At 61.7% G+C, this 23,486-nt stretch carries 22 protein-coding genes; 13 read left to right on the forward strand and 9 right to left on the reverse strand.

Annotated elements, in window-relative coordinates:
* Window positions 1-9 precede the first annotated feature (9 nt).
* Complete coding sequence (locus VMC84_RS05070; protein WP_325378739.1) at window positions 10-1,062, reverse strand: lysylphosphatidylglycerol synthase transmembrane domain-containing protein; 1,053 nt, start codon at window positions 1,060-1,062, stop codon at window positions 10-12.
* Window positions 1,059-1,700 carry an undecaprenyl diphosphate synthase family protein gene (locus VMC84_RS05075; RefSeq protein ID WP_325378741.1) on the reverse strand — a complete coding sequence of 214 codons (642 nt, stop codon included), beginning with the start codon at window positions 1,698-1,700 and terminating at the stop codon, window positions 1,059-1,061. Before VMC84_RS05075 ends, VMC84_RS05070 begins: the two co-directional genes overlap by 4 nt.
* A gap of 61 nt (window positions 1,701-1,761) precedes the next feature.
* Here VMC84_RS05075 and VMC84_RS05080 point away from each other — a divergent pair, with 61 nt between their 5' ends.
* Together VMC84_RS05080 and mobA are read left to right on the forward strand one after the other, a co-directional pair.
* Window positions 1,762-3,153: a DUF92 domain-containing protein gene (locus VMC84_RS05080; RefSeq protein ID WP_325378743.1), complete on the forward strand. Its 1,392-nt coding sequence runs from the start codon at window positions 1,762-1,764 to the stop codon at window positions 3,151-3,153.
* A 123-nt stretch (window positions 3,154-3,276) separates the two neighbouring features.
* Window positions 3,277-3,882 carry a molybdenum cofactor guanylyltransferase gene (gene mobA / locus VMC84_RS05085; protein ID WP_325378745.1) on the forward strand — a complete coding sequence of 202 codons (606 nt, stop codon included), beginning with the start codon at window positions 3,277-3,279 and terminating at the stop codon, window positions 3,880-3,882.
* Window positions 3,883-3,890: 8 nt separating this feature from the next.
* Here the strand turns inward: mobA and VMC84_RS05090 are convergent, their stop codons facing one another.
* The 4 genes from VMC84_RS05090 to VMC84_RS05105 form a co-directional block, all read right to left on the reverse strand.
* Window positions 3,891-4,637: a cytochrome b/b6 domain-containing protein gene (locus VMC84_RS05090; RefSeq protein WP_325378747.1), complete on the reverse strand. Its 747-nt coding sequence runs from the start codon at window positions 4,635-4,637 to the stop codon at window positions 3,891-3,893.
* Window positions 4,630-6,378 (reverse strand): nickel-dependent hydrogenase large subunit, encoded by a 1,749-nt coding sequence (locus tag VMC84_RS05095; protein WP_325378749.1) that lies wholly within the window; start codon window positions 6,376-6,378, stop codon window positions 4,630-4,632. The genes VMC84_RS05090 and VMC84_RS05095 overlap by 8 nt, the downstream gene beginning before the upstream one ends.
* A complete protein-coding gene (locus tag VMC84_RS05100; RefSeq protein WP_325378751.1) occupies window positions 6,375-7,490 on the reverse strand; it encodes a hydrogenase small subunit in 1,116 nt (371 codons plus the stop codon). The genes VMC84_RS05095 and VMC84_RS05100 overlap by 4 nt, the downstream gene beginning before the upstream one ends.
* Window positions 7,491-7,762: 272 nt before the next feature.
* Complete coding sequence (locus VMC84_RS05105; RefSeq protein WP_325378753.1) at window positions 7,763-11,152, reverse strand: DNA polymerase II large subunit; 3,390 nt, start codon at window positions 11,150-11,152, stop codon at window positions 7,763-7,765.
* Window positions 11,153-11,308: 156 nt separating this feature from the next.
* Between VMC84_RS05105 and VMC84_RS05110 the strand changes: the two genes are divergently transcribed.
* Window positions 11,309-11,848 (forward strand): molybdenum cofactor biosynthesis protein B, encoded by a 540-nt coding sequence (locus VMC84_RS05110; protein WP_325378755.1) that lies wholly within the window; start codon window positions 11,309-11,311, stop codon window positions 11,846-11,848.
* A gap of 336 nt (window positions 11,849-12,184) precedes the next feature.
* On the opposite strand, the gene VMC84_RS05115 is transcribed toward VMC84_RS05110, so the two are convergent.
* Window positions 12,185-13,312, reverse strand: coding sequence for a M20 family metallopeptidase (locus VMC84_RS05115; protein ID WP_325378757.1), 1,128 nt, complete (start codon window positions 13,310-13,312; stop codon window positions 12,185-12,187).
* Window positions 13,313-13,417: 105 nt separating this feature from the next.
* Between VMC84_RS05115 and VMC84_RS05120 the strand changes: the two genes are divergently transcribed.
* From VMC84_RS05120 to VMC84_RS05165, 10 genes are all read left to right on the forward strand, one after another.
* Window positions 13,418-14,068, forward strand: a complete 651-nt coding sequence (locus tag VMC84_RS05120) for a DUF4013 domain-containing protein (RefSeq protein ID WP_325378759.1) — start codon at window positions 13,418-13,420, stop codon at window positions 14,066-14,068.
* The gene (locus VMC84_RS05125; protein ID WP_325378761.1) at window positions 14,068-14,697 is read left to right on the forward strand and encodes a bifunctional precorrin-2 dehydrogenase/sirohydrochlorin ferrochelatase; all 630 of its coding nucleotides are present in this window, start codon (window positions 14,068-14,070) and stop codon (window positions 14,695-14,697) included. Before VMC84_RS05120 ends, VMC84_RS05125 begins: the two co-directional genes overlap by 1 nt.
* Before the next feature lie 80 nt (window positions 14,698-14,777).
* Window positions 14,778-16,028, forward strand: coding sequence for a glutamyl-tRNA reductase (hemA, locus tag VMC84_RS05130; RefSeq protein WP_325378763.1), 1,251 nt, complete (start codon window positions 14,778-14,780; stop codon window positions 16,026-16,028).
* On the forward strand, window positions 16,003-16,974 hold the full coding sequence (hemB, locus tag VMC84_RS05135; RefSeq protein ID WP_325378765.1) for a porphobilinogen synthase: 972 nt from the start codon (window positions 16,003-16,005) through the stop codon (window positions 16,972-16,974). The genes hemA and hemB overlap by 26 nt, the downstream gene beginning before the upstream one ends.
* Window positions 16,975-16,979: 5 nt before the next feature.
* Entirely contained in the window at window positions 16,980-18,254 is a 1,275-nt protein-coding gene (gene hemL, locus VMC84_RS05140; protein ID WP_325378767.1) for a glutamate-1-semialdehyde 2,1-aminomutase, read from the forward strand.
* On the forward strand, window positions 18,251-19,168 hold the full coding sequence (hemC, locus tag VMC84_RS05145) for a hydroxymethylbilane synthase (RefSeq protein WP_325378769.1): 918 nt from the start codon (window positions 18,251-18,253) through the stop codon (window positions 19,166-19,168). Before hemL ends, hemC begins: the two co-directional genes overlap by 4 nt.
* On the forward strand, window positions 19,161-19,901 hold the full coding sequence (cobA, locus tag VMC84_RS05150) for a uroporphyrinogen-III C-methyltransferase (RefSeq protein ID WP_325378771.1): 741 nt from the start codon (window positions 19,161-19,163) through the stop codon (window positions 19,899-19,901). Before hemC ends, cobA begins: the two co-directional genes overlap by 8 nt.
* Window positions 19,898-20,665, forward strand: coding sequence for a uroporphyrinogen-III synthase (locus VMC84_RS05155; RefSeq protein WP_325378773.1), 768 nt, complete (start codon window positions 19,898-19,900; stop codon window positions 20,663-20,665). Before cobA ends, VMC84_RS05155 begins: the two co-directional genes overlap by 4 nt.
* Before the next feature lie 40 nt (window positions 20,666-20,705).
* On the forward strand, window positions 20,706-21,245 hold the full coding sequence (locus VMC84_RS05160) for a zinc ribbon domain-containing protein (protein ID WP_325378775.1): 540 nt from the start codon (window positions 20,706-20,708) through the stop codon (window positions 21,243-21,245).
* Between the two features lie 95 nt (window positions 21,246-21,340).
* Complete coding sequence (locus VMC84_RS05165; protein WP_325378777.1) at window positions 21,341-22,108, forward strand: HEAT repeat domain-containing protein; 768 nt, start codon at window positions 21,341-21,343, stop codon at window positions 22,106-22,108.
* Here VMC84_RS05165 and VMC84_RS05170 read toward each other — a convergent pair.
* Together VMC84_RS05170 and VMC84_RS05175 are read right to left on the reverse strand one after the other, a co-directional pair.
* Window positions 22,105-22,212, reverse strand: coding sequence for a rubredoxin-like domain-containing protein (locus VMC84_RS05170; protein ID WP_325378779.1), 108 nt, complete (start codon window positions 22,210-22,212; stop codon window positions 22,105-22,107). The two genes, VMC84_RS05165 and VMC84_RS05170, sit on opposite strands and share 4 nt — an antisense overlap.
* Window positions 22,209-23,402, reverse strand: coding sequence for an FprA family A-type flavoprotein (locus tag VMC84_RS05175; RefSeq protein ID WP_325378781.1), 1,194 nt, complete (start codon window positions 23,400-23,402; stop codon window positions 22,209-22,211). Before VMC84_RS05175 ends, VMC84_RS05170 begins: the two co-directional genes overlap by 4 nt.
* Between the last annotated feature and the right edge of the window lie 84 nt (window positions 23,403-23,486).

Consider the following 23,486-nt stretch of genomic DNA (forward strand, 5'->3'; position numbering starts at 1 on the left):
TCTTTCTCCTTATTTGACGCCGTTTTTCCCATGAGCTTTCACCAGGTAGAGCGTGACGAGGCCCCCCACGGCAGTGAGGAACCAGAGAGTGACGAAGCGCACGATCATGGTGGCCCCGGCCGCGGTCTCCTTCTGTATGCCCACGGTCATATACAGGGTGGTCATGACGATGTCCACGACGCCTATTCCTCCCGGTAAAAATAGGGGCAGCATCTGCAGGATGACCATGACGGAGAACACGGTGATTACGAGCATCGGCGACACCGTGCTGCCCACGGCCATAAATGCGATGTAGGCGACCGAGACGTCCAGGCACCAGGCCGTGAATATAAGTAACAGCGACCCGGCTATCAGGGCTTTGTTACCGGTAATGCCCTTAAGGCTCGTGTCGAACTGCATCAGGATGACGTCGATTTGCTCCGCCTGCACGCTAAGGTCCCTTTTCAGGAGGCGGCCTAGTAGCCGGAAGGCGGCGCCCGTCAGCCTTCGTAACAGGGCGTTGTCCATGGCCACGACGAGCCCGCCGATGGCCAGAGACACCATGACGAGGGCGATGAATAAGCAAAAAATGGTGGCCCAGAGGGGCATGCCGTAGAAGAAGGCCATGTAAAGCACGCCGACGGTGGCGCCCGTGGCGATGGGGATTATCTCGAGCACCCGGCTGATCAGGCACGTGGCCAGCGTCTTGTCGAAACGGGTATCCGGCGTGCTCTTCTGGATGAAGTATATCTTGGACACCTCACCGCTCACGGCCATGGTGGGGACCACGTTGACGAAGAATATGGACGACAGGTACATCTGGTACGCCTTCATGAACGAGATCTTATAGCCGACGTTCCGCAGGTACACCCACCATCCGGCCGTATGGAAGGCGTTTGACACCAATACGACCAGCATGGCCAGCACAATGTACCAGTAGTTGGCGTGCCGGAGCACGTTCATGACGCTGTCGAAGCCGACCACGTACAGGTAGACAAAATAGATGGCCAGGCCGAGGACGATGAGCACGGCGGTCTTTCCGAAAGGTATGTCCGGGAACTTGATGTCTTGCTCGGTGATCATGTGCCGTACCTGCGTTGCCTGTACTGGTAGTCTCTAATAGCGCGGAGCAGGTCGATCTTCCGGAAGTCCTCCCAGTTCACGTCGGTAAAGTAGAGCTCCGAGTAAACTGCCTGCCATATGAGAAAATCGGTGAGCCTGGCCTCGCCCGTGCGAATGAAAAGGTCGGGCTCGCACTTGAAGATCAGGCGCGAGTCGATGGCCTGCTCGTCGATGCTGTCCGGGGCGACCCGGCCTTCCTGCACGTCCTCCATGACCGCCCGGAGCGCGTTAGTCAGCTCGTGCTTTCCGCCGTAGCCGATGGAGACGCTGACCGTACACGGCCTGTCGCCGCCGATCTGCGCGATGCCCCCGGGGGATACTATCTTTCCCGGGAACCCGGCGTCCTTGAAAACGTCGTGGATACATTCAGCGAGCTTCGATACCGCCCCGGGGTCCGTAACGCTCACGTAGATCGAGGCCTCGTGGATGCCGAGCTCGCCGCACCACTCGATGAGCTGGAGCAGCTTGTTGAGCGACGGCTTATCGATGAGATCGCCGTCCGATATGACTAACGCTATGCACCGCGGCACCGGGCTCTGCCTGATACCGCGTGCCAGGGACATCTCGTAGATCTTGTATGCCAGCTGCCTGACGAGCATCGTACCTATTAGTTCACTATAGGGTAAAGTATTTTGTGTATCGGCCGAATATACTGCCTCTATGTACCCGAGGCCCAGCACGCCAGGACAGCCTTCGCTCGACGCCGAGCTAAAAAGGCAGTCCGCATATATCTCGCTTGGCCTCCTGGCGCTCTTATTCCCTTTCGTCCCTAAATGGGTCATAGTCCTGGGAATTCTTTTCGGGACGGTCGCCATACTGTACATCCCCAAGAACTCATTTATTTTCAGGGCGTTCGCCTCCGAGAGGGACATGGAGGCGGGCGTGCTCATCGGGCCGCTGAAGTTCAGCTTCGCCATCCTGCTGCTCGCGATACTGGTCGTCTCGCTCGACCTGCCCGTCTACGTGATGGCCGCCACCATCGGCATCGTGGCGTTCGGCGAGGGCGCCGCCACGCTCGTCAATGTCCTCGTCTCCCGGGACAAGGCCATCTTCTGGATCGTGACGCTGCTGATACTGGGCACCTTATTCGGCTTCATATTCGGCGGCTGGTCCATGGTGAACATGGGCATGGGCACGGACAGGCTGGACCTGATGCTCTTTCTGGCGGTCATCGGCACGGTGACCGGCGCGCTACTCTACACCATCGTGGACGAGGAGAGCATCGCCATACCGCTGGGCGCGGGCATGGCCATGTGGCTGTTCTCGTCCTTCACCTACGCCCGCATACCCACGGCGGCAGAGATCGCCATCGCCACGACGTTCCCATTAATAATCGGCATTGTCTCGTACAAGCTGAACGCCGCCGACCTGTCCGGAGCGCTGGCCGGCGTGCTCTCTGGCCTGCTAATGATATTATTCGGCGGCATCGGGTGGTTCGCCCTGCTGCTCGTGTTCTTCTTCCTGGGCACGTTCTTCACCAAGTACAAGTACAAGTACAAGGTCGAGATCGGCGCGGCCCAGACTAACAAAGGCTCACGGGGCTACCGAAACGTGTTCGGCAACTGTCTCATCCCGCTCGTTTTCGTGGTCGCCTATGGGGCGATCGGGAGCTTCAGCCTGCCCTTCATCGGCGCCGTCGACAGGAACATCTTCGTCATGGGCTATCTGGGCGCCATGGCCACGGCGACCGCGGACACCCTGGCAAGCGAGATCGGCTCTACCTACAGTGGCCAGCCGCGCATGATCACCACGCTGAAAAAGGTAAAGTCCGGAACCGACGGCGCGGTCTCATCCCTCGGAGAGCTCGCGGCCCTCGCAGGTTCGGTCGCCATCGCCATTGTGGCAATCGTCATGGGCGTCGCCGGCCCGGACATCAAGGTCGCCTTCCTGCTGGCGGTGCTGGGCGGCGTCCTGGGCACGAACATAGACAGCGTCCTCGGCGCCACGTTTCAGCAGAAAAAGCTCCTGACGAACGAGGGCGTCAACTTCTATGCCACTATGCTGGGCGGCGTCATAGCGATGGCTCTCTATTATGCGTTCTTCATGCATTAAGGCCCGATAATCAGGTGCACGAATAGCCGCTGCGAAAAAAGACTGACGCTAAGCTAAAATTTGAAGTGTTAAGCTATTTTTTTATACTATCTCATCTAAACAACAATCGTTCCCGGGAAAATCATGAGGTCAGGTTTAATATTAGCCGGCGGCCGCTCCACGAGGTTCGGAGGCGGCGAAAAGTCCCTGCGGCTCGTGGGGGGAAAGCGCATGATCTGCCGCGTCATCGACGCGCTCTGCCCCGTCGCCGACGAGCTGGTCATCTCGGTGAGGGACGAGCGCCAGAAAGAACTTCTTTTTCCTTTTATCCGTGGCATGGAATTCGTCTATGACCCGATAAAAGACATCGGCCCGCTCTCCGGCATCCTCGCCGGCCTGGAGCGAGCCCGGGGCGACTACGTCGTGGTCGTCGCCTGCGACATGCCCCTCATCAACACCGCCGCCGTCCGGCTCTTGTTCGAGAGGGCGCAGGGCCACGATGCCGCTGTCCCCGGCCACGCCGGCGGCCTCATCGAGCCCCTGCACACCGTCTATCACAGGGAACACATGCTCAGGGCCGTCAAAGAGTCCATCGCCGCCGGGGAGAGCAAGATTTCGGCCCCCCTCATGAGGATGAAGGACGTGGTCTACGTGCCCGACGAGGAGATCAGAAGAGTGGACCCTGAGCTCGAGACTTTTCTGAATGTAAACAGGGCCGAGGACATGGAGCGCATTAAGCTAAAAAAATAGTTCAATATTTATTTTATTTTTATTGCTGCCTTCTGCTCAAAGTCCTCGGAGCGGGCAGACGTATCGACGATGTCCGCGGTCGGGTCGGTGTACAGGTTCTCCCTGCCGTTGGTGAAAATGGACCGGGTGTGCGAAAACTTCTTAGGGTCAAGCTGCAGCAGGCCCACGTGTATGACGATCTCGGCCACGAACCAGTAGGCGGCGGCGACGTGTAGTACCCGGGCGAGGGCCGGGGCCGACAGGCGCAACGACGGGGCGAGAACGTCCAGGGCCCTGATGATAAAAGCCGAGACTCCGAACCCGAGAATGGAGAGCGAGCTGGAGTACAGGACGATCCCGGTAATGGTGGCCACGAAAAGAGCCACATAGTGCGAGTACAGGAGCAGCTTGGCGGCCGGGTGTAACCGGTTGACGAAACGGCCTTTTCCCGTGTCGTAAATGGTATACGGCGGGTACTCCGAGCCGGTAAAAAAGTTCTTGAGAACGCCCCACAGCCGCCCGAAGTCGGCCGGCCAGAACATGTAGCTCTGCATTGAAAGGTTCACGAAGGCCGTGTACGGCATCACGATCCAGTTATTGGCGATGAAGGCGGCCGCGGCGATCATGTGGACGGCGTAGGCGTCGCTGTAGGACAGGTAGGGCAGGCCCTGGTACATGATGAAGCCCGTGGCGAGCAGGAGCGCCATTGAGACGATGTTGGTATAGTGCGAGAGCCTCTCCAGGGTCGTGTGCCTGGTCACGATCAGCTTATCCACGGCCACCCCTCTGTATGGTATGGACGGCGCAGGTGGTGCAGGGGTCGAAGGACCGGATGATGTGGTAGATGCCGACCGGGTTCGCCTCGGAGCCCGGCAGGTAGCCCGAAGGCGTCGTGTGGCTTCCCATCAAGGCCAGCTCGATGGGGCCGCTCTTCTGCTCCGTGCACACGGGCGATGCGTTCCAGGTGGTCGGGGCAACGACCTGGTAGTTCGAGATCATCTGATCCTTGCCTGCCTTGAGCCAGTGCCCCAGCGCGCCCCGGGGGGCCTCGATGAGCCCGCTTCCCGTCCTGTTGGCTTTCACGGATACGGGCACGCTGTACCTCCGGCCGTCGTCGCTGACCTCCAGGTCCCGGAGCCATGCGTGCAGCATACGGGAGAGGAGCAGCGTCTCCTGCATCCGGGCTATGGTCCGGGTATAGACGCTGGCCATGGGGTAGCTCACCACGGTCGTGTTATGAGCGAAAAGCCTCCTCATCGCGTCGATTACCAGCTTTTCCCTGGCATTAATATGCCTCGCCAGGGGGCCGACCTCGCAGGGGACGCGGCCGTACCTCGGGGCCTTGACAAAGCTGTACTTCGTGCCGTCGAAGCCGATGGCGGAGGCCTTATCCGTCACGGACGTCTCCCCGTCCAGCGGCGTCTTCGCCGCCATCGAGTCGCCGTAATCGTAGAACGAGGCGTGGACGTGCTCGACGATGAGGCTGGTGTCGACCTTATCGGCGTCCCGGTATATGTTCGTCATGCTGCCGGGCGTGAACCCCGCCGGCATCTCGAAGGCGTTCGCCTTATCGTCCTCCACCGCCGTATAGCCGTCGCGGAACTGTCCCGAGTCGTCCCGGACGTTATAAAAGGACCCGTAGCTGAGGAAGCCGATGAGCTGGTCGTCGATCGGGTACCCGCCCATGGTGTCGAGGCCGATGTAGGCCGGCAGGGTCATCACGTCCCTGGCGAACATCCTGGAGCCGAACATCAGGAAAAGCGGCAGGTCGCCCCAGCCGACGGAGGACGACAGGTCGCCCATCGGCAGCTCCTGGACGTAATCGTAGGCAAAGCCCGTGTCCTGGTCGTGCGTGTTCTGCAGCCACTCGTCCAGGGATAATTCGCCGACCAGCCGCTTCTGCAGAAAACTGTCCACGTCGGCCAGGCAGAGATCCAGGGCATCGATATCGCCCCTCGCGGGCCTCGCGGTGACGCCACCGGGCACGATGGCCGGCGAGCAGGGCGAACGCCCTCCCAGTATGCCCTCGGCCCGGCCGATGGCCTTGATGCACAGGAGCGCCTCGCCACAGGCCTGGCCGCTCGCGGCCGCATACCGCTTCTTCAGTTCCTTCCACAGCAGGTTCCCCAGGCCAGACGAGTTCAACGCGTCCCCGTAAGAGGGGTCGGCCAGGTCAGGCAGGAACCCCAGGTAGAGGTGCTCGACGTGGTTCTTCATCCATCCCAGGCCGTTGAGAAGATTGCGGATGACCAGGGCGTCCTTCGGTATGAGGCCCATGGCACCGGCGGCGCTCTCGACCGCGCCCGCGGACGCCGTCGCGTGGGGCGACGAGCACATGCCGCAGATGCGCTGAGTAAAGTACGGCGCGTCCGCGGGCGGCCGGCCCACGAGCATCCGCTCGAGGCCGCGGTAGCTCATGCCCGAGGCGCTCGCGCCGGTCACGGCGCCGTCCTCCAGCTCGACGGACACGCGCAGCCCGCTGGAGAGGCGGGTCACCGGGTCGATTGTGATCCTCATTTCCTCCCCCCTTTCTCCTCGCGGCCGCTCTCGCCGATGGCGAGGCGCTTTACGGCATGGATGCCGGCGCCTACGACCGCCGCCCCGACGATGACCTTGGCGACGTCGTCCACGTTCAGGTCGGAGAAGACGTCCCGGCTTTCGCCCGTGCTGAAGAAGGGCATGAACGCCCCGGGGAAAGACGGCTCGACGCAGGCGATGCAGGGGCCGCCGGCCTGGGTGCACATGCTCGCGGCCCCGTTCCATCGCCTCGTGGGGCAGTCGGCGTACGCCACCGGCCCTTTACAGCCCAGCGCGTATAGGCATCCGCCGTCGGAGAACCGGCCATCCCTGCCGGCGCGGTCGTACGCGCCCCTCCGGGGGCAGGAATCGTGGACTGCAGCGCTGAAGAACGCCTTCGGCCGGCCGTACACGTCCAGGTCCACGTCGCGGCCCGCGAGCACGTCCGCCAGGACGAGCAGCAGCCACTCGGGGTGGGTGGGGCACCCCGGCACGTTGATGACCGTGTTTTCGAGGCCGTAGCGGGCCATGGCCCCCTGGCCTTTGGACGTCCCCGCGAAGGAAACACCGGCCGCCTCGGCGGTGCTGAATAGCCGGGAGACGCCGCCGTAGGCGGCGCAGGTGCCCGCGGCGACGATGCAGGAAGCCCCGGGCGCAGCTTCGATGAACAGCTCCTTGAAGGACATGGCGCCCGACATGCAGTACCGGCCGCTTCCCTCCGGGCCATCGGGTATTGCGCCCTCTACGACGAGGACGTAGCCTTCCGCATCGATGAGGTCCTGCAGTAGGACGTTAGAGTTGTGGGTGGAATCGCCCGCAGGGCTGCCGTCCACGAACATGCCCTGCTGGAGCATGAGCTCGTCGTGGTAGGCCGGCTCAAGCCTGATCTTTTCCAGTGCCGACAGCACGTCGGGGTTGCCTCCATTGAGCAGCGAGGCGGTGCACCCGCCGCATCCCGACCCCCGGAGCCATACCAGCTTTTTGTTTGAATCGGCGATGGCCGCGGCCACCATTGGGGCGTTAGCCTTTAAGAATAAGGCCGCACCTACGGCTCCTGCCGCGGCCAGAAAGCTCCTTCGAGTTAACGTAAGGTCGTTTTTGCCCTCTCCCATACCCTCGACCACCGGTAATAGTTATACCCCCATAGGCTCCGGCTACTAAATCTTTTTCCCTTCTCAAAAAGCTGCTATAAAATTTTAAAAAAAGAATTGGTGCCGCCTGGTGATATGATAACAAATTGGTGCCAATTGGTGTAATCCTGGTGGGGTTGAAACTATAGTTGCTCTCAAGTGGCACCAAGGCTACACCAGGCTGCACCAAAATATAATATAATCACCAAGTGGCACCAAGGCTACACCAAGTGGCACCAATTCTTTTTATATAATTACATGAAGTCGGAGAGGATGACCTGCTTTGACTTGTCGTTCTCGAAGAGGCTCTTTATGGAGAGGTCCAGCAATTCGAGCCGCTGAAGCGTATATTTCGAGACGCCGTACTCCCGGGCGATGTTAATGGAGACTTCCATGTACTTGGTCACGGCGCCCTCGTGCACCGTTAAGATCACCCGGCCCCCGCACTTAGGGCAGGTGCCACAAAGGGGCGGGCGGCGGAACTTTGCCCCGCACTTGACGCAGCGCATCTGCTGGGTCGAGAAAGCCCTCAAATTACCGATAAGGTCGGGCAGGAAGTGGGAGTTGATGACGCGCTCGGCCACGTCCTTCTCGTCCACCGCCCGGAGCCGCCTTCCCAGCTCTAGTTGTGCTTTCAGCTTATCCTCCATGGAGCCTAACGTCTTATAGGCGGAGTTGGTGGGGCCGGCGGCGATGTCGCCCGTGTCGTGGGTGAACATGAAGCCCTCGTACTGGGCCGGCGTTCCCAGCCGCTTTGACACCAGGTCCATCGTTTTCTCTAAATCCTTGGGCGACCTGTATTCCAGCGACGCCTGGTAGAACTCCCGGGGGTACCGGGCCATCACATCGACGTTTTGGGACTCCTTGTCCACTTCCTTCGGGTCGATGCGCATGGATAGCACGAGCGGCGCATCCATCTTGCCGCCCCGGCGGTCCGGCAGGTAGGAGCGCGAGAAATTGATCAAGCCATCCATGAGGAGCATGACGCAGTCCTCGTCGCCGTCGCAGTTCCGGCGCTTGGCCGCGTGGAAGAAGGGGTGCGCGTAGCCGGCGGAGGCGCCAGTGAAGCCGATCATTCTCCCGAGCACGCCGGCCGACGTGTGCGGCGCCAGCCCTATGACCAGGTGGCCGATCAGCTCCTCCTCCGAGTTGACGTTATAGTAGCGGGGCAGCCCGTAGAACTTTTCCAGCAGGTCGTCGATGAACCCGGCGATCTTTATTAAATAGCCGGCGCAGTCGTGGGAGAGGACGATGTCCTGCACTTTTAGCTCGAAGACCTGCTCCCCTGACTCGGGGGGCTTTCCGTAGACGTCCTTCTCGTATCCAAGCTGCCTGAGCTTCTCCAGCGGCAGCCCGATCTCCCGGGGCTTAAAGTGCGTTAACGGCACGTCGCTCAAATCGTAGCGGATGGTGCCGTCCTTGAACACGTAGACGCCGTGTTTCGCCCGGAGCACGCCCTTTTCCAGGGGCTCGGGCGTCTTCTCGCTCGAGATGAGGCCCTGCACGCCCTTAAGTATCTCGTAGCTGCCCCTCTCGCCCAGGCTCGACAGGGCTTCTGCATACAGGCCCTTCAGGTCGACCTTCATGGGGACGTTCGGCGTCGCCGGCTTGCCGCACTTCGGGCAGTTGCCGGTGATGCTGTCGATCTTGCAGTCCGGGCAGCCGTAGTCGGGTTCCGTGTGGGCGCCGCACTCGCACCGGTTCTTGAACGTGACCGCGCCGCAGTCGGGGCATTTCCTCCGGCCCATCTCCACCTCTATGAGCCCGGCCTTATCGTTCATGGTCTTCGTGAACGCGGCCGCGTTCTCCAGCGAGCGGCGGTTCCCGCCGGCCTCGCCCACCGGGAAGAGGACGTGCACCGGCGGCTTCATTTCCCGCATCTTGCTCTTCTCCGGCCGGCCCATGCGGGCCCCGATACGGGACAGCGCCCGGTCCCTGACCGTGACGCCGGCAAAGCGGCTAACCGCATCCAGGGGCTCGAGCCCTGAAACCTCTATTTCTTTGGGCGAGAGGTCCGGGTTCAGGCCCAGGCAGCGTGTCAGCAGGTCCGCCCGGTCGCCGTCAAGGACGACCATGCCCGACCTCACCTTGTGGGGTAAAAGGAGTAATTCAAGCGTGCGCTTCGACCGGGGCTCCACGGCGATCCGGAGCCCGTCTTCCGGTCGGCCGTTCGTGACCACCTGCTCCCGGAGTTGCAGGATGTCCTCAGTGGAGACGTCATTCCACATGAGCGTGTACCGGGGATGCAGGGGCACATTATACTTTTCAGAGACCTCGAAGGCCTCGCCCGCCGAGCGGACCTGGACTTTGTTGCCGTTGGCCAGCGCGAGGTCCTGCTCCCACCACTCCTGCACGTAGGGCGACGGTATCAGGACATGATTGTTCTCGAGGAAGTCGCCGTAGTTGATGAGTATCTCGCCGTTATCGAGTATCTCGGAAACGTCCCTGCGGACGGCGCGCGCCTGCTCGGCGGTCTCCACGTACAGCACGTCGCCGTTGATGAGGCGGACGGTCGGCCCGTCCACGCTGTCCACGGGCACCATGGCGGCGGCCTTGCCCGGCCGCTCGACCTTAAGCTGTGTCCCGGTGGCGATGAAATCGTCCATTATGACCATGGAGGCCGGATGGATGCCCGCGGCGGCGAACCCCGTGTTCCTGCCCCGCCCGTAGCGCAGGCGGAAGCCGCCGGCCCGGGACGGGTGGCCGAACACGGGCCGGCCCGCGATGAGGTCGACTAAAAACTTCTCTTTCGGCTTGATCTTCTCGTCGTGGCTCTCGTCGGCCGGCTTCGAGCCCGCGATGACCTTGTCCAGGAACTCCCAGCCGTCGAACCTGAGCTTCTCGACGTGCTTCTTGACCTTGGGCGCCTTGAGGATGAGGCCCTCGGCGATGACCAGCGCAATGCCTCCCCGGACCCGGTTCGTCTCGACGCCCGGGACGTCCCGGTACCCCTGCACCTCCTCGTCCTCGGTGGGCTCGCCGTCGACGCAGACGGGCAGATTCCGCACGATGAGCCGGATCTCGTCGTCCGTGGGAGTATACTGTAAATGCTGGAGGGACTTATAGAGGGCGATCTCCTCCACGTACCGCTCGACGACCTCGGGCCGGGGCTTGTACGGGGCCAGGCCGGCCTTGCGGCGCACGTAGTCGGCCGCCAGGACGGAGAGAGCCTCGGCCGTGCCACCCGCGCTCCGGATAGGCCCGGCGAAGTATATCTTGATGTATTCGGTGCCGTCGTCGTTCTTTGCGATCGAGACCTGGGAGATCCCCTCGAGGGGCGCGGCGACCACGCCCTCGGTTATTATGGCGGCGGCCGTGCGCACGGCGCACTGGATGGCGTCGACCTTATTGTCGAACCTGCCGACCACCCCGGAGGCGATGTCCGCGGCCACCTGCAGCGAGGCCTCCTCCCGGGACATCTTCTCCTCGCACTTCCGGATGTGGGGCGCCAGGCCTGGTATCCCCATGAGCACCTCGACGCGCTCGGCGAGGTCGTTGGCCGACGGCACCTCGACCTCTGTACTGGGGTCGTGCCCGGCCGCCCGCGCCCGGCCGGCAAGCTCCCTGCACCGGCCGAACTCCTCCTCAAGGCTTTTAAAGTACCGCTCCTGCGCTTCGCTCGTCCCCGCCATGTACCTTAACATACTATTGCCCACTAAGAAATAGCTTTTGAGCCCGCAGGGCGGAAATTTAGTTGCAATTGGGCGAAAAGAGCCGCCACGCGTCTTTTATGTTATCTCCCTTATCTACGCCCACAATCATTATCGTTCTCCGGCCTAATCTTCACTATGGTGGACAGCGTGGACAGGCCTTCACACGAGAAGCATAAGGAACAGGCGAAGGGCATGGCGTATAAGTGCGCCGTCATCACGGTGAGCACTTCCCGCTACGCGAAGTACGGCGCCGCCGGCTCGCCGGAGGAGTGCGAGGACGAGTCGGGAAAGATCATCATCGACCTTTTACGCGGGGCGGGCCACAGGACGGCCTACCGGCTATTGTCGGACGACCGGCTCATGATCGAGCGCTGCGTCATGGAGATGCTTCGGGACGCGGACGCGGCTATCGTCTGCGGCGGCACGGGCCTGACGGCCAGCGACGTCACCATCGAGGCGGTCACCCCCATGCTGCAAAAGACGATACCTGGCTTCGGGGAATTGTTCCGCATCAAGAGCTACGAGGAGGTCGGCACGGCGAGCATGCTGAGCCGCTCCATGGCCGGGGTCATAGAGGATAAGGCCGTGTTCTGCATACCGGGCTCCCCGAACGCTGCGAAGACGGCGGTCTCGGGGTTAATAGTTCCGGAGCTGGGACACGTCATCTCGCACATCAGAAAAAAATAGCTGAAGCCGCTCTAAGCCTGATAAGCGGCTCGAAGACTTTTTCAGCCTCAAAGTGGCTCTAAGCTGATTCTAAGTTCTCTAAGACTAATTAAAAATCGTTGGTGCGGCTTGGTGTAAACCTGGTGCCGCCTGGTGATATAAAATAATATTGGTGCCGCCTGGTGTAAACCTGGTGGAGTTGAAATCATGTGCTTACAAGTGGCACCAGGTTTACACCAGGCGACACCAACTAATTTTAAATATATTTAATAATGTCTTCGTGCAGCTTCAGGCCAGCTTAGTGTAGCTTCGTGGCTGAAACCGTCTTAGTGGCTCCTTATGAGGCTTAGAGGAGCTTTACATCATCGCTTTTTTAATGATGTCCTCGTACAGGTCCGCCGCCAGCTTCAGCTGCTCCCGGTCGATGTACTCGTCCACGCCGTGGGCCTGGTCCAGGTATCCCGGGCCCAAAATTGCAGTGGGCACGCTGTTCTTCCTGAAGGTCCACATGTCGCAGCCCGCGGGGAAGCCGACGGGCGCCGAGGGCAGGCCATGCGCCGCCAGCACGCCCTTGATGAGCGAGACAACGGGCTCATTTTCGCTCACGCTCGACGAAGGATAGGAGCATAGCCGCTCCACGTCCAGCCGGGCGCCGGTCTCCTCGCCGATCCTCTCCACCACGTTGACGAGGTCGTCGAACGCCCCTTCAACGGTCTCGCCGGATGTGAGCCGCCTGTCAATGTAGATGAGGCACTTCACAGGTATGACGTTGATGCGCTCCCCGCCCCGGATCATGGTCACCTCGAGCGAGGATCGGCCCAGCATCGGGTCGACCAGGTTCATGATCTTATTGCGATAGCGCTCCAGGTCCCGGAGCACTTCGCCCGAGATGGAGACAGCGTTGACGCCCATGTCGGCGCTCGAAGAGTGGGCGGCCTGGCCGTGCACCGTAATGACGGGCCTGAGGGCCCCCTTGTGAGCGATGGCGACCCGCAGGCCGGTGGGCTCCAGGATGATGCCCGCCTCCGGCTTATACGCTTCCATGAGCTTTCGAGCGCCCAGGGACCTCCCCGTCTCCTCCTCCACGACGGCCGCCAGCGCCACGGAGCCGCTATTGTTTTTTGGCCTTATCCGCTGCATGGCATCGATGGCGGCGGCCAGCGAGCCCTTGGCATCCGTCGCGCCCCGCCCGTAGATGCGGCCGTTCCTCATGGTGGCCTCGAAAGGCGGAGAATGCCACAGCGACTCGTCCAGCGCCGGGATGACGTCCGTGTGCGTACAGAGCATGAGCTTTATGGGTCCTTCTCCCAGCTTTCCGATGACGTTAAAGCGGTCCCCTTCGACCTGCTGCAATTCGACGTCCAGCCCTATCTTCGCAAAGGCGCCGGCCAGGTAGTCCTTCATGGAGCCCTCGTGGCCGGTGACCGAAGGTATGGCGATCATGTCTTTTAGGAATTGCTCGGCGGGCGTCTTAAAATCGGACATCTGCAAAAAGATAAACGTTGTTCATATGTATGGTTTGCGCCAGCCTTTTTTACTGATTATTACCACCAAAGCTATATTTGCCATTGCACAATAGGTATTAACATAATGCCCCGGAACGACTTCCTCGAGACCCTCATCGATGCTCTAAAATACGCATCGTCGAACATCTCGGCGCTCCTCGTGGGCGGCATCGTATTTCTGCTATCGGCCTTCATCGTAGGGCTCCCCTTCTTCCTGGGCTATATCACCCGCTGTATGCGCGAGACCATCACGGGCAACGGAATCCTGCCAGAGTGGGACAATATCATGGACATGTTCTGGGTCGGGCTCCACATGGTCATCGTATTCCTGGCCTACGCCCTGGCCTACCTGGTCATCATATCGCTCATCGCCATACCCGTGTACATCTTCCGGCAGCTCAACATGCCGAACATGGTCCTGCTGAGCACGATCGTGCTCGTCCTGACCATGGCGATAGTGGCCGTGATCTTCTGCGTGGTATTCTTCGCCTCATGGGTACTTTTCGCGACCACCGGCAGCATCCGGGTAGCGCTGACGCCGGGCCGGGTGCAGAGCCTGATCTCGCGGAACCCGAACGGGTACGTGGTGGCGCTGCTCGCGTCCGTGGCCATCATCGCCATAGCCTCAGTGTCGGCCCTGCTTGTGGTGATCATACCCTGGGTCGGGTTCGCCGCGTTCTCGTCACTCTCGTTCATATACTCGAAGTACTATCAGGCTAACCGGGGAATGGTATAATGGGCGAGTACCTGCCGCTATTTCTGGAATTTTCCTGTAAAAAGGTCGTCATCTTCGGCGGAGGGGCCGTGGGCGAGCGGAAGGCCAAGTACTTTTTACCGGCCGAAGTCGTGGTGGTCAGCCCCGGGTTCACGGAGTGCCTGGATGCCATGGGCGCCGACGGCATCGTGAGGCTGGAGCGGCGGGCCGTCCGGGAGGAGGATGTCGGGGGGCTGATCGAGGGCGCCTTCCTCGTCGTGGCGGCGACGGGGAACAAGAGGCTCAACGACGCCATCGCCCGTGCGGCGGAGTCGGCGGGCATCCTGGCCAACAACGCCACGGGCGAGTCGTCTGCCATCGTGCCTTCGCTCCTGAAGAGAGGCGACGTGATGGTAGCGGTATCAACAGGCGGCCGCAGCCCGGCCTTATCCCGTTACCTCCGGCTGAAGCTGGAGGCGGCGCTGGGCGGGGACCTGGAGCGGATGGCGAAGCTCCAGGAAAGAGTACGGGAGCAGCTTAAAAAAACCATTGAAGACCAGAAGGGGCGGGAAGAGGTCCTCAGGACTATTTTAGACGACTCCGACGTGTGGGAGGCCTTAAAAGAAGAGGACAAGGCCTTCGAGCTCGCCATGAGGCACGCCCGGCCATAGAGGGAATTGCGCAAACTATAATTATTTTGTAGTCGTGCTAATATTGTATAAAAAAATGTTACTAAGTCTTAAGGGATAGCATGACTTTCATAACGAGCGTGTCCATAAACCACCATAAGGCTCCCATAGAAGACATCGAGCGCGCCCGGTTCCGGGACGCGGACGCCACGCTCAAAAGGCTGAAGGCCGCGGGCGCCTCGGAGTCCATGGTCCTCCAGACATGTAACCGCGTAGAGCTTTACGCGGTATCGGAGGACTCCGGGCTGCTCAAAAAATTCGCCGCCGGGGAGGGCATGCCCCCCCTGGAGCACGCGTGCGGCGACGACGCGCTGCTGCATTTATTGCGCCTGGCCTGCGGCCTGGACTCCATGGTCATCGGGGAAGACCAGATCCTGGGCCAGCTCAAGTCGGCATACCTTATATCGGAAAATAGCGGCTGCATGGGCGGCATCCTGTCCACGGCCGTCCTCGGGGCCATCGACGCGGGCCGGCGCGCCCGCCTGGAGACCCGGATAAATAGGGGCTCCGTATCCATCGGCTCGGCGGCCGTCGAGCTGGCCGAGTCACTGCTGGGAGACCTGAAGGACAAGTCCATCCTGGTCGTGGGCGCGGGGGAGATGGGCACGCTCGTGGCCAACGGCCTCGCCGACAAGAATCTAAAGGGGATTTACGTGGCGAATCGCACGTTCGAGCAGGCCCAGAGGCTGGCCGCCAGCCTGGGCGGCACGGCGGTCAGGCTCGACGACATCTGCAATCACATTACAACCGCAGACGTCATCATCTGCGCCACAGCGGCGCCCCACCTCATTATCACGAAGAAGATGGTGGAGGCCCGCATACGCGACCGGCCGCTCATCATCATCGACATCACCAACCCCAGGAACGTCGAGGAGACCGTGTCCCGGGTGCCCGGAGTCGTCCTGTACAACATCGACGGCCTCCGCAAAATAAACGAGGCCAACCTGGAGCGCCGCAGGGCGGAGGTCGCCCCGGTCGAGCGCATCATTCAGGAGGAGCTGGGCCGAATAAAGAAGGCGTATAACCGCCAGCGCGCAGACCACGTCATCGGCGACCTTTATCTGCAGGCGGACAGCCTCCGGCTCGCGGAACTGGACCGGGCGGTAAATCGTTTATCCTCTCACGGGGGCCTGAACGAGGCCCAGAAGGACATCCTGTACGAGTTTTCCCGCTCCCTGACGGGCAAGATCCTGGCGGTGCCCGCCCGGCGGCTCCGGCTGGCGGCGGAGAGGGGCGACGACGAATATATAAGGACAGCGAGAGTACTTTTCGACCTGGAGGAACACGATGAGCTACCCGGTCACAAGGCCTAGGCGGCTGCGTAAGAACAGGCTTATAAGGGACCTCGCCGCGGAAGCCTCGTTCAGCGCCCGCGACCTCATATGCCCTGTCTTCATCGACGAGACGGCGAAGAAGCGGGCGCCGATAAAGTCGATGCCGGGCGTAGAGAGGCTCCCGATCGCTGACGTCGAGGAAGAGGCCGATGCCCTTGAGGCGCTGGGCATCCCGGCGATCTTGTTATTCGGAATCCCCGGCCACAAGGACGAGACCGGGAGCTGCGCTTTCGAGAGCGGCAACGTCATCGAGACGGCCGTGAAGCGCCTGAAAAAGAAACGCCGGGACCTGCTGGTCATTACGGACGTGTGCCTCTGCGAATACACCACGCACGGCCACTGCGGGCCCGTCAAGGGCGGGACTGTGGATAACGACGCCACGCTCGATATCATAGCGAAAGTCGCGGTCAGCCACGCCCGGGCGGGCGCCGACATCGTGGCCCCCTCGGGCATGATGGACGGGATGGTGCACGCCATACGGAGCGAGCTGGACTTCACCGGCTTCAAAGATACGATAATAATGTCCTACGCGGCCAAGTACGCGTCCGCAATGTACGGGCCCTTCCGGGAGGCCGCCGATTCGGGCTTCACCGGCTTCGACCGCGCCTCATACCAGATGGACTATCGCAACGGCGACGAGGCCCTGCGCGAGGTGGCGATGGACCTGGAGGAGGGCGCCGACATCGTCATGGTCAAGCCCGCTCTCTCCTATCTGGACATCGTCTATCGCGTCAAGCGCGAGTTCGGCGTGCCCGTGGCCGCCTACAGCGTGAGCGGCGAGTACGCCATGGTAAAAGCCGCTGCCGCTAATGGCTGGCTGGACGAAAAGAAGGCGGCCGTTGAGATGCTGACATCCATGAAGCGGGCCGGCGCGGACATGCTCATAACGTATTTTGCTAAAGACGTCGCAACGCTATTAAAGTGAGGTTTATGAAGCTCGATACTTCCAGGGCGCTTTTTGAGGAAGCGTTACAGGTCATGCCCGGGGGCGTCTCCAGCCCCGTTCGGGCCGCGAAGCCGTTCCCGTTCTACACGAAGTCGGCGAAGGGATGCCGGCTGACGGACGCCGACGGCAACGATTACCTTGATTTCTGCATGGGCTACGGCCCGCTCATTTTAGGCCACCAGCCTCCTGCGATCAAAGAGGCCATCCAGAAGCAGCTCGACGCGGGCTGGCTTTACGGTACCCCTTGCGAGCTCGAGGTACGCTTCGCCCAAAAGATAATGAATTATATGCCAGGCATGCAGATGATGCGGTTCGTAAGCACCGGCAGCGAGGCGACCATGAGCGCCATCCGGGCCGCCCGGGGCTACACGGGCAAGGATAAGGTCATCAAAATAGAGGGAGGGTTCCATGGCGCCCACGACGGCGTTCTGGTGAAGGCCGGGTCGGGGGCGGCCACCATGGGCGTGCCGGATTCTCTGGGCGTCCCGAAGGACTTCACGAAGCACACCTTACAGGTGCCATTCAACGATGTCCACGCCATGGAGGCGGCGCTGGAGACAAATAAGGATGAGGTGGCCTGCGTCATAATGGAGCCGATCATGTGCAACATGGGCCCTATCCTCCCGAAGGAAGGGTACCTCCGGGCAGTGCGCAACCTCACCCGGGAGTACGGCGCCGTCTTAATTTTCGACGAGGTCGTGACGGGCTTCCGCATCGGCATGTTCGGGGCCCAGGGCTACTTCGGCGTCGAGCCGGACATGACCACGCTGGGCAAGATCGCCGGCGGCGGCCTGCCAATCGGTATCTTCGGCGGCAAAAAAGAGATCATGGAAACGGTCGCCCCGCAGGGCGGCGTATACCAGGCCGGCACCTTCAACGGCAACCCGCTGTCCCTTGCGGCGGGCATGGCGACGCTCGAGTACTGCGACAAGAACCGGGTGCACCTCAAGCTCAACGAGGACGGCGAGGCCCTCCGGCAGGCGCTGACAGAATTATTAAAGCGGATGAAGCTGGACTACTCGGTCTCGGGCACGGCCTCCATGTTCCAGGTATTCTTCGGCGGGAAGCCCGAGAACTACCGGGAGGCGCTGCTCTGCGATAAGGAGCTATACAGCAAATTCTGGTCGCACATGCTGGAGGGCGGCGTCTTCCTGCCGCCCTCCCAGTTCGAGACGTGCTTCCTCTCCACGGCCCACGAGAAGCGGGACTTCGAGAACCTCCTCAGAGCGTTCATCAAGTCCTGCGGAGCGCTGAAATGAAGGTGGGGACCCGGGGCAGTAAGCTCGCCCTGGCGCAGGCCCGTAAGGTCTGCGGACTGCTCGCCGAAAAGGGCGTGGCCGCGAGCCCCGTCGTCATCAGGACATCGGGCGACGTCCACGCGAGCGAGCCCCTGCACGCCATGAAGGGCGTCGGCGCCTTCGTCCGGGAGATCGACGACCGGCTCCTGGCCGGCGACCTCGACGTCGCCGTGCACAGCCTCAAGGACGTGCCCACGAAGCGGCCAGCGGGGCTGGCGACGGCTGCTACGCTCAAGCGCGAGTCCGCCCTGGACGTGGCCGTAACGCGGGACGGCGAAAGGCTGGCCGAACTAAAGGACGGCGCGGTCGTCGGGACATCGAGCACCCGCCGCATGGCGCTCATAAAAAAATATTACCCCGGCCTGCTGACGAAGAACATCCGGGGCAACGTGGACACGCGGCTGAGGAAATTACGCGAGGGAGAGTACGACGCCATCCTTCTGGCCGAGGCGGGCCTGTTACGGATGGGCATGGATATCGAGGCCGAGCGGCTGGACCCTTACGAGTTCGTGCCCTCGGCGAACCAGGGCGTCATCGCCGTCGTGGCCAGGCCCGGGACGGCCGCCTTTGACGCGGTTTCGGCGCTCAGCGACCCCGACACCTGGCTGGAGACGGGCGTGGAGCGCGCCATCGCCTCTGCCCTGGACGGCGGGTGCGTGGCGCCCATGGGCGCGTACGCACGTCGTACAGGCGAATTCCTTGACGTGGTCGCCGAGGTGCTGTCCCTGGACGGCCGAAGGCATGCCCGGGTCCGCAAGGCGATACCTGTAAAAGGCCATGAGGCCCACGCGCTCAGGCTGGCCGAAGAGCTGGCCGCCTGCGGCGGAAGAGCGCTGGTCGACGAGGCAAAGCGGGAGTTACGATGCGATGATTGAGAAAGGCAAGGTGTACTTGGTCGGGGCGGGGCCTGGCGACCCGGAGCTTTTAACGCGAAAGGCGGAGCGCCTCATTAAAGAGGCGGACGTCATCCTTTACGACGCCCTCGTGGGCGAAGGCATAAAAGAGCTGTTCCCGCAGGGCGTGAAGCTCGTGGACGTGGGTAAGCGCGCCGACGATCATACATTCCCGCAGGACGAGATCAACCGGATGCTCGTAGAGACCGCCCTAAAATATAAAAACGTGGTCCGGCTCAAGGGCGGCGACCCTTACGTATTCGGCCGTGGCGGGGAGGAGGCCGAAGCCCTGAGAAAGGCCGGGATCGAGGTCGAGGCGGTGCCGGGCATCACGTCGGCCATCGCCGTGCCGGAGCACGCGGGCATACCTGTAACGCACAGAGGCTGCGCCTCGGCGGTGACGCTCATCACGGGCCACGAGGATCCGACGAAGGGGGAGTCGGCTTTGAATTTTAAGGCGCTGGCGCAGATGCGGGGCACTATCGTCATCCTCATGGGCGTGAGCCGGCTGAAGGATAACGTCGAGGCGCTGCTCGCCGGCGGCAGGCCCCGGGACACGCCGGTGGCCGTCATCGAGCGGGGGACGACTGAAAAAGAGAGGATCACCGCGGGGACGCTGGGCAACATCGTGGGCCTGGCCGAATTAAGAGGCGTGCGCCCGCCGGCTATCATCGTCATCGGCGAGGTCGTCCGGCTCAGGAGCATACTCAAATGAAGCGGGTGGCAGTCACCCGCCCGGCGAAGTTCCTGCCGGCGGCGGCGGAGTACCTGCGCTTGAAGGGCATGGAGGCCGTGCCCGTCCCCATGATGGAGCTGGTACCCAGGAAGGACGGCGACATCGACGCCTTTCTGGAGCGGCTCAGCGCCGGCCAGGTGGACGTCATGGTCCTCACCAGCCAGAACGGCTTTTTGTTCCTTCTGGAGCGGCTCGGCGACGACGTGGAGCACTTTTTGGGCCTCATCGACGGCGTCAGGGTGCTGGCCATCGGCCCGAAGACGAAGAAGGCGCTTGAGGAGCACGCCATATGGGCGAGTCTGGTGCCCTCCACGTATTCGAGCGAGGGCATCGTCAAAGAGTTCTCGTTCCCGAGGAAGCACGTGGAAGTCCTCCGCAGCGACCACGGCAACCCGGCCCTCATAAAAGGCCTGGAAGACGGCGGGGCCGTCGTGCACGAGACCGTTCTCTACGATATCGTGCCTCTGGACGGCGAGGAGCAGGAGGCCTTCGTGCGCGAAGTGCTCGCTGGCCGCATCGACGCCTTCACCTTTACGAGCACCATGACGGCGAAAAGTCTTTTCCTCAAGGCGCAGTCCATGGGCGTTTTAAGCGAGCTGAAGCGGGCCATCAACGCGAAAAAAGTGGCAGTCATCGGGAACCCGACGGCGCAGTACCTTGCCGGGAACGGCATCCGGGTCGACGTGGTGCCCGAGAGGTTCACCTTCGAGGACATGATCGACGCGCTGGCGAAAGCGCTTTAAAGCCATCGTGGCATAATCTTCCTTTTACTGAGGTCTTATCATGGTATATTGCTCTAAATGTGGGGCCGAGATGCCCGAGGGCGCGGGCTTTTGCCCGAAATGCGGCGCACCCGCAGGCATGGAAAAGGATACGGGAATGTACATGGACCGGCACGCGTGGCGCCGGATGCGGCGTGAAATGCGCGCCACGGGCTCCGGGTGGTACTGGTCCCCGGAATACCGCCTGCTGCGGGCCGTCATGGCCGGACTGTTCATCGTCCTGCTGGGCGGGCTTTTGCTCATGTGCGCGTGGGAGGTCACGCCCCTGGTGACCTGGGCCAACTTCTGGGCCTACCTGCTATTGGGCGCAGGCGCCCTGATCCTCATCCAGTACCTGCTGGGCTTCCTGATACCGGGCCGGACTTATCACGGCATCGGCGCCCTGGTAGTCGGGGTACTCTTTATGGCGCTGGGCGCCGCAGGGCTGTCTGCGTTCTACGTCAGCTGGGCGAAGCCCCTCTGGCCGCTCATCATCGTGGCCGGCGGAGTGCTCGTCATCGCCGTGGCCGTAGCCGTATTCCTTGGAACAAATAAAGCCTAAATAGTTGCTTTTAAACTTATTTTTTCGGCCATATCAAACAAATTTATTTAAACCCCCGGCGCTTACTATCAGCTTAAACAAGCAGGGCGGGGTCAATGGCTATCAAGGGCTTTGGAAGGCCGGACGTGGAAAAGCTGAAGGAGAAGGGCGACGTCGAGGGACTGATCGATGCCTTGAACTATAAAAAGGACAGCACCGTCAGGTCAGAGGCGGCCCTGGCGATGGGCGATATTTTTGACGGCCGGGTGGTGGTCGCTTTGGGCAGGGCCCTCGACGACGAGGACTCCCGGGTGCGGCTGGACGTTGTGCACGCGCTCGGAAGAGTAAAAGACCCCCGCTCCATGGACGTGCTCTCCGCAGCATTAAATGACCCGGACCCCGGCATACGCGCCCTCGCCAAGAAAATGCTGATCAGCCACGTCCACAGCCTGAAGGTCGAGCCCGACATCGACGGGCTGATAAAGGCGGCCTACAGCATCGACGACTCCATCCGCCTGAACGCGGTCGCGGCGCTGGGCGAGGTCGGCGACGAGCGGGCGTCCGCGGTGCTCGTGGCCATTTGCCTCAATGATATTTACTACCCGGTCCGCTTTGAGGCCGCAGAATCGCTGAAGCGGACGGGCGATAGGCGGTCGGCAGGCCTTCTATCGGACGCTTTGCGGGATAAGGATCCCGCCGTCCGGCTCCATGCGGCGGAAGCGCTGGGCAAGCTCGGCGACCGCCGGGCGATGGGCGCGCTATCCGCGGCCCTGGAGGACGGCGACGAGGCCGTCAGGAAAGAGGCACTGGCCTCGTTGAGCAGAATCGGCGACCCGGGCGTCATGAACACGATCGTGGCCGCCATGAAGCGGAAAATGCTCTAGGGTACCTTTTCGAACTCCGACTTCGGGGCCCCGCAGAGCGGGCACTCCTCGGGCGGCTCCTCTCCCTCGTGAATGTAGCCGCACACCTTGCACATCCACTTCATTGTAAGCCTCCTTTGACCTTTTTCGCGATGCCCCGGCCGAACTCGACGCACTTCGCCTTATCGTCCTCGCTGAGCGTGGTCATGATGTGTTTAAATGCAAGCGGCTCCATGGTCTCCAGGCCGGCGGCCTTGAGGCCGTCGTCTATCTCCTTCACGGCCCCGCCGGCCCACCCGTAGGCGCCGAAGGCCGCGGCTATCTTGTTCTTCGGCCGCAGGCCCCTCAGGTAGGCCATGAACTCGGCCGTGCTGTGGAGCATGATGTTGTTCTGTGTGGAAGAGCCGACGACGACCGCTTTCGCCTCCAGGAGGTCGGTCATGATCGAGGCCAGGGTCGAGGCGTGGATGTCGTAGAGCCGCACGTCGACGCCCTCGTCCATGATGCCCCAGGCGATGAGCCGCGCCATCATGTCGGTGAGGCCCCACATGGAGCTATAGGCGATGACGGCCTCTGCTTTTGGCCGGAAGCTCGACCAGGCCGCGTAGGCGGTGACGATCCGGCCCGGGTCCTTCCGCCAGATGAGCCCGTGCGACGGGGCGATGATCTCGGGCGCGATGTTGAGCCCCGGTAATTTCTTGAGCGCCTCGGCGATGATAGGGGACAGCGGCATCAGGATGTTCGCGTAATAAGCGCGTGCGTCGTACAGGACGTTCGCCCTCACCTCGTCCTCGAAGCGCTGCGAGGTCGCCAGGTGCTGGCCGAACGCGTCGTTCGATAACAGTACTTTATCCCCCTCGGCGTAGGTGAACATGCTGTCGGGCCAGTGGATCATGGGCACTTCGATGAAGCGCAGGGTCTTTTTGCCCAGCTTCAGGGTGTCTCCCGTCTTCACCATGTTGATGGGCCATTTCTCGCCGTACTTGTCGACGAGGCCGGCCTTCGCCCTTGTCGAGCAGTAGATCTGCGCGCCCTTCGCGGCGGCCATGACGTCCTCCAGGGACCCGGAGTGGTCCTTTTCCAGGTGGTTGACGATGACGTAGTCGACCTTCGCCGGGTCCGCGTGCTCCCGGATACCCATGAACATCTCTTCGGAAAAGCCGCCTTTCACCGTGTCCACGAGCGCGATCTTCTCGTCTACGATGAGGTACGCGTTATAGCTAGTCCCCTTCGGCGTGTCGTAGCCGTGGAAGTCCCTCATATTCCAGTCTATGGCGCCGACCCAGTAGATCCCGTTCTTGACCTCGCACTTCACGATATTACTCCCTGGACGTTTTAATCATCTAAAGATAATTTATTTATTCGGGCATATATTTTGGCTTTAGGAAACGTTTTTTTG

The organism is Methanocella sp. (assembly GCF_035506375.1).
Lineage (GTDB): Archaea > Halobacteriota > Methanocellia > Methanocellales > Methanocellaceae > Methanocella.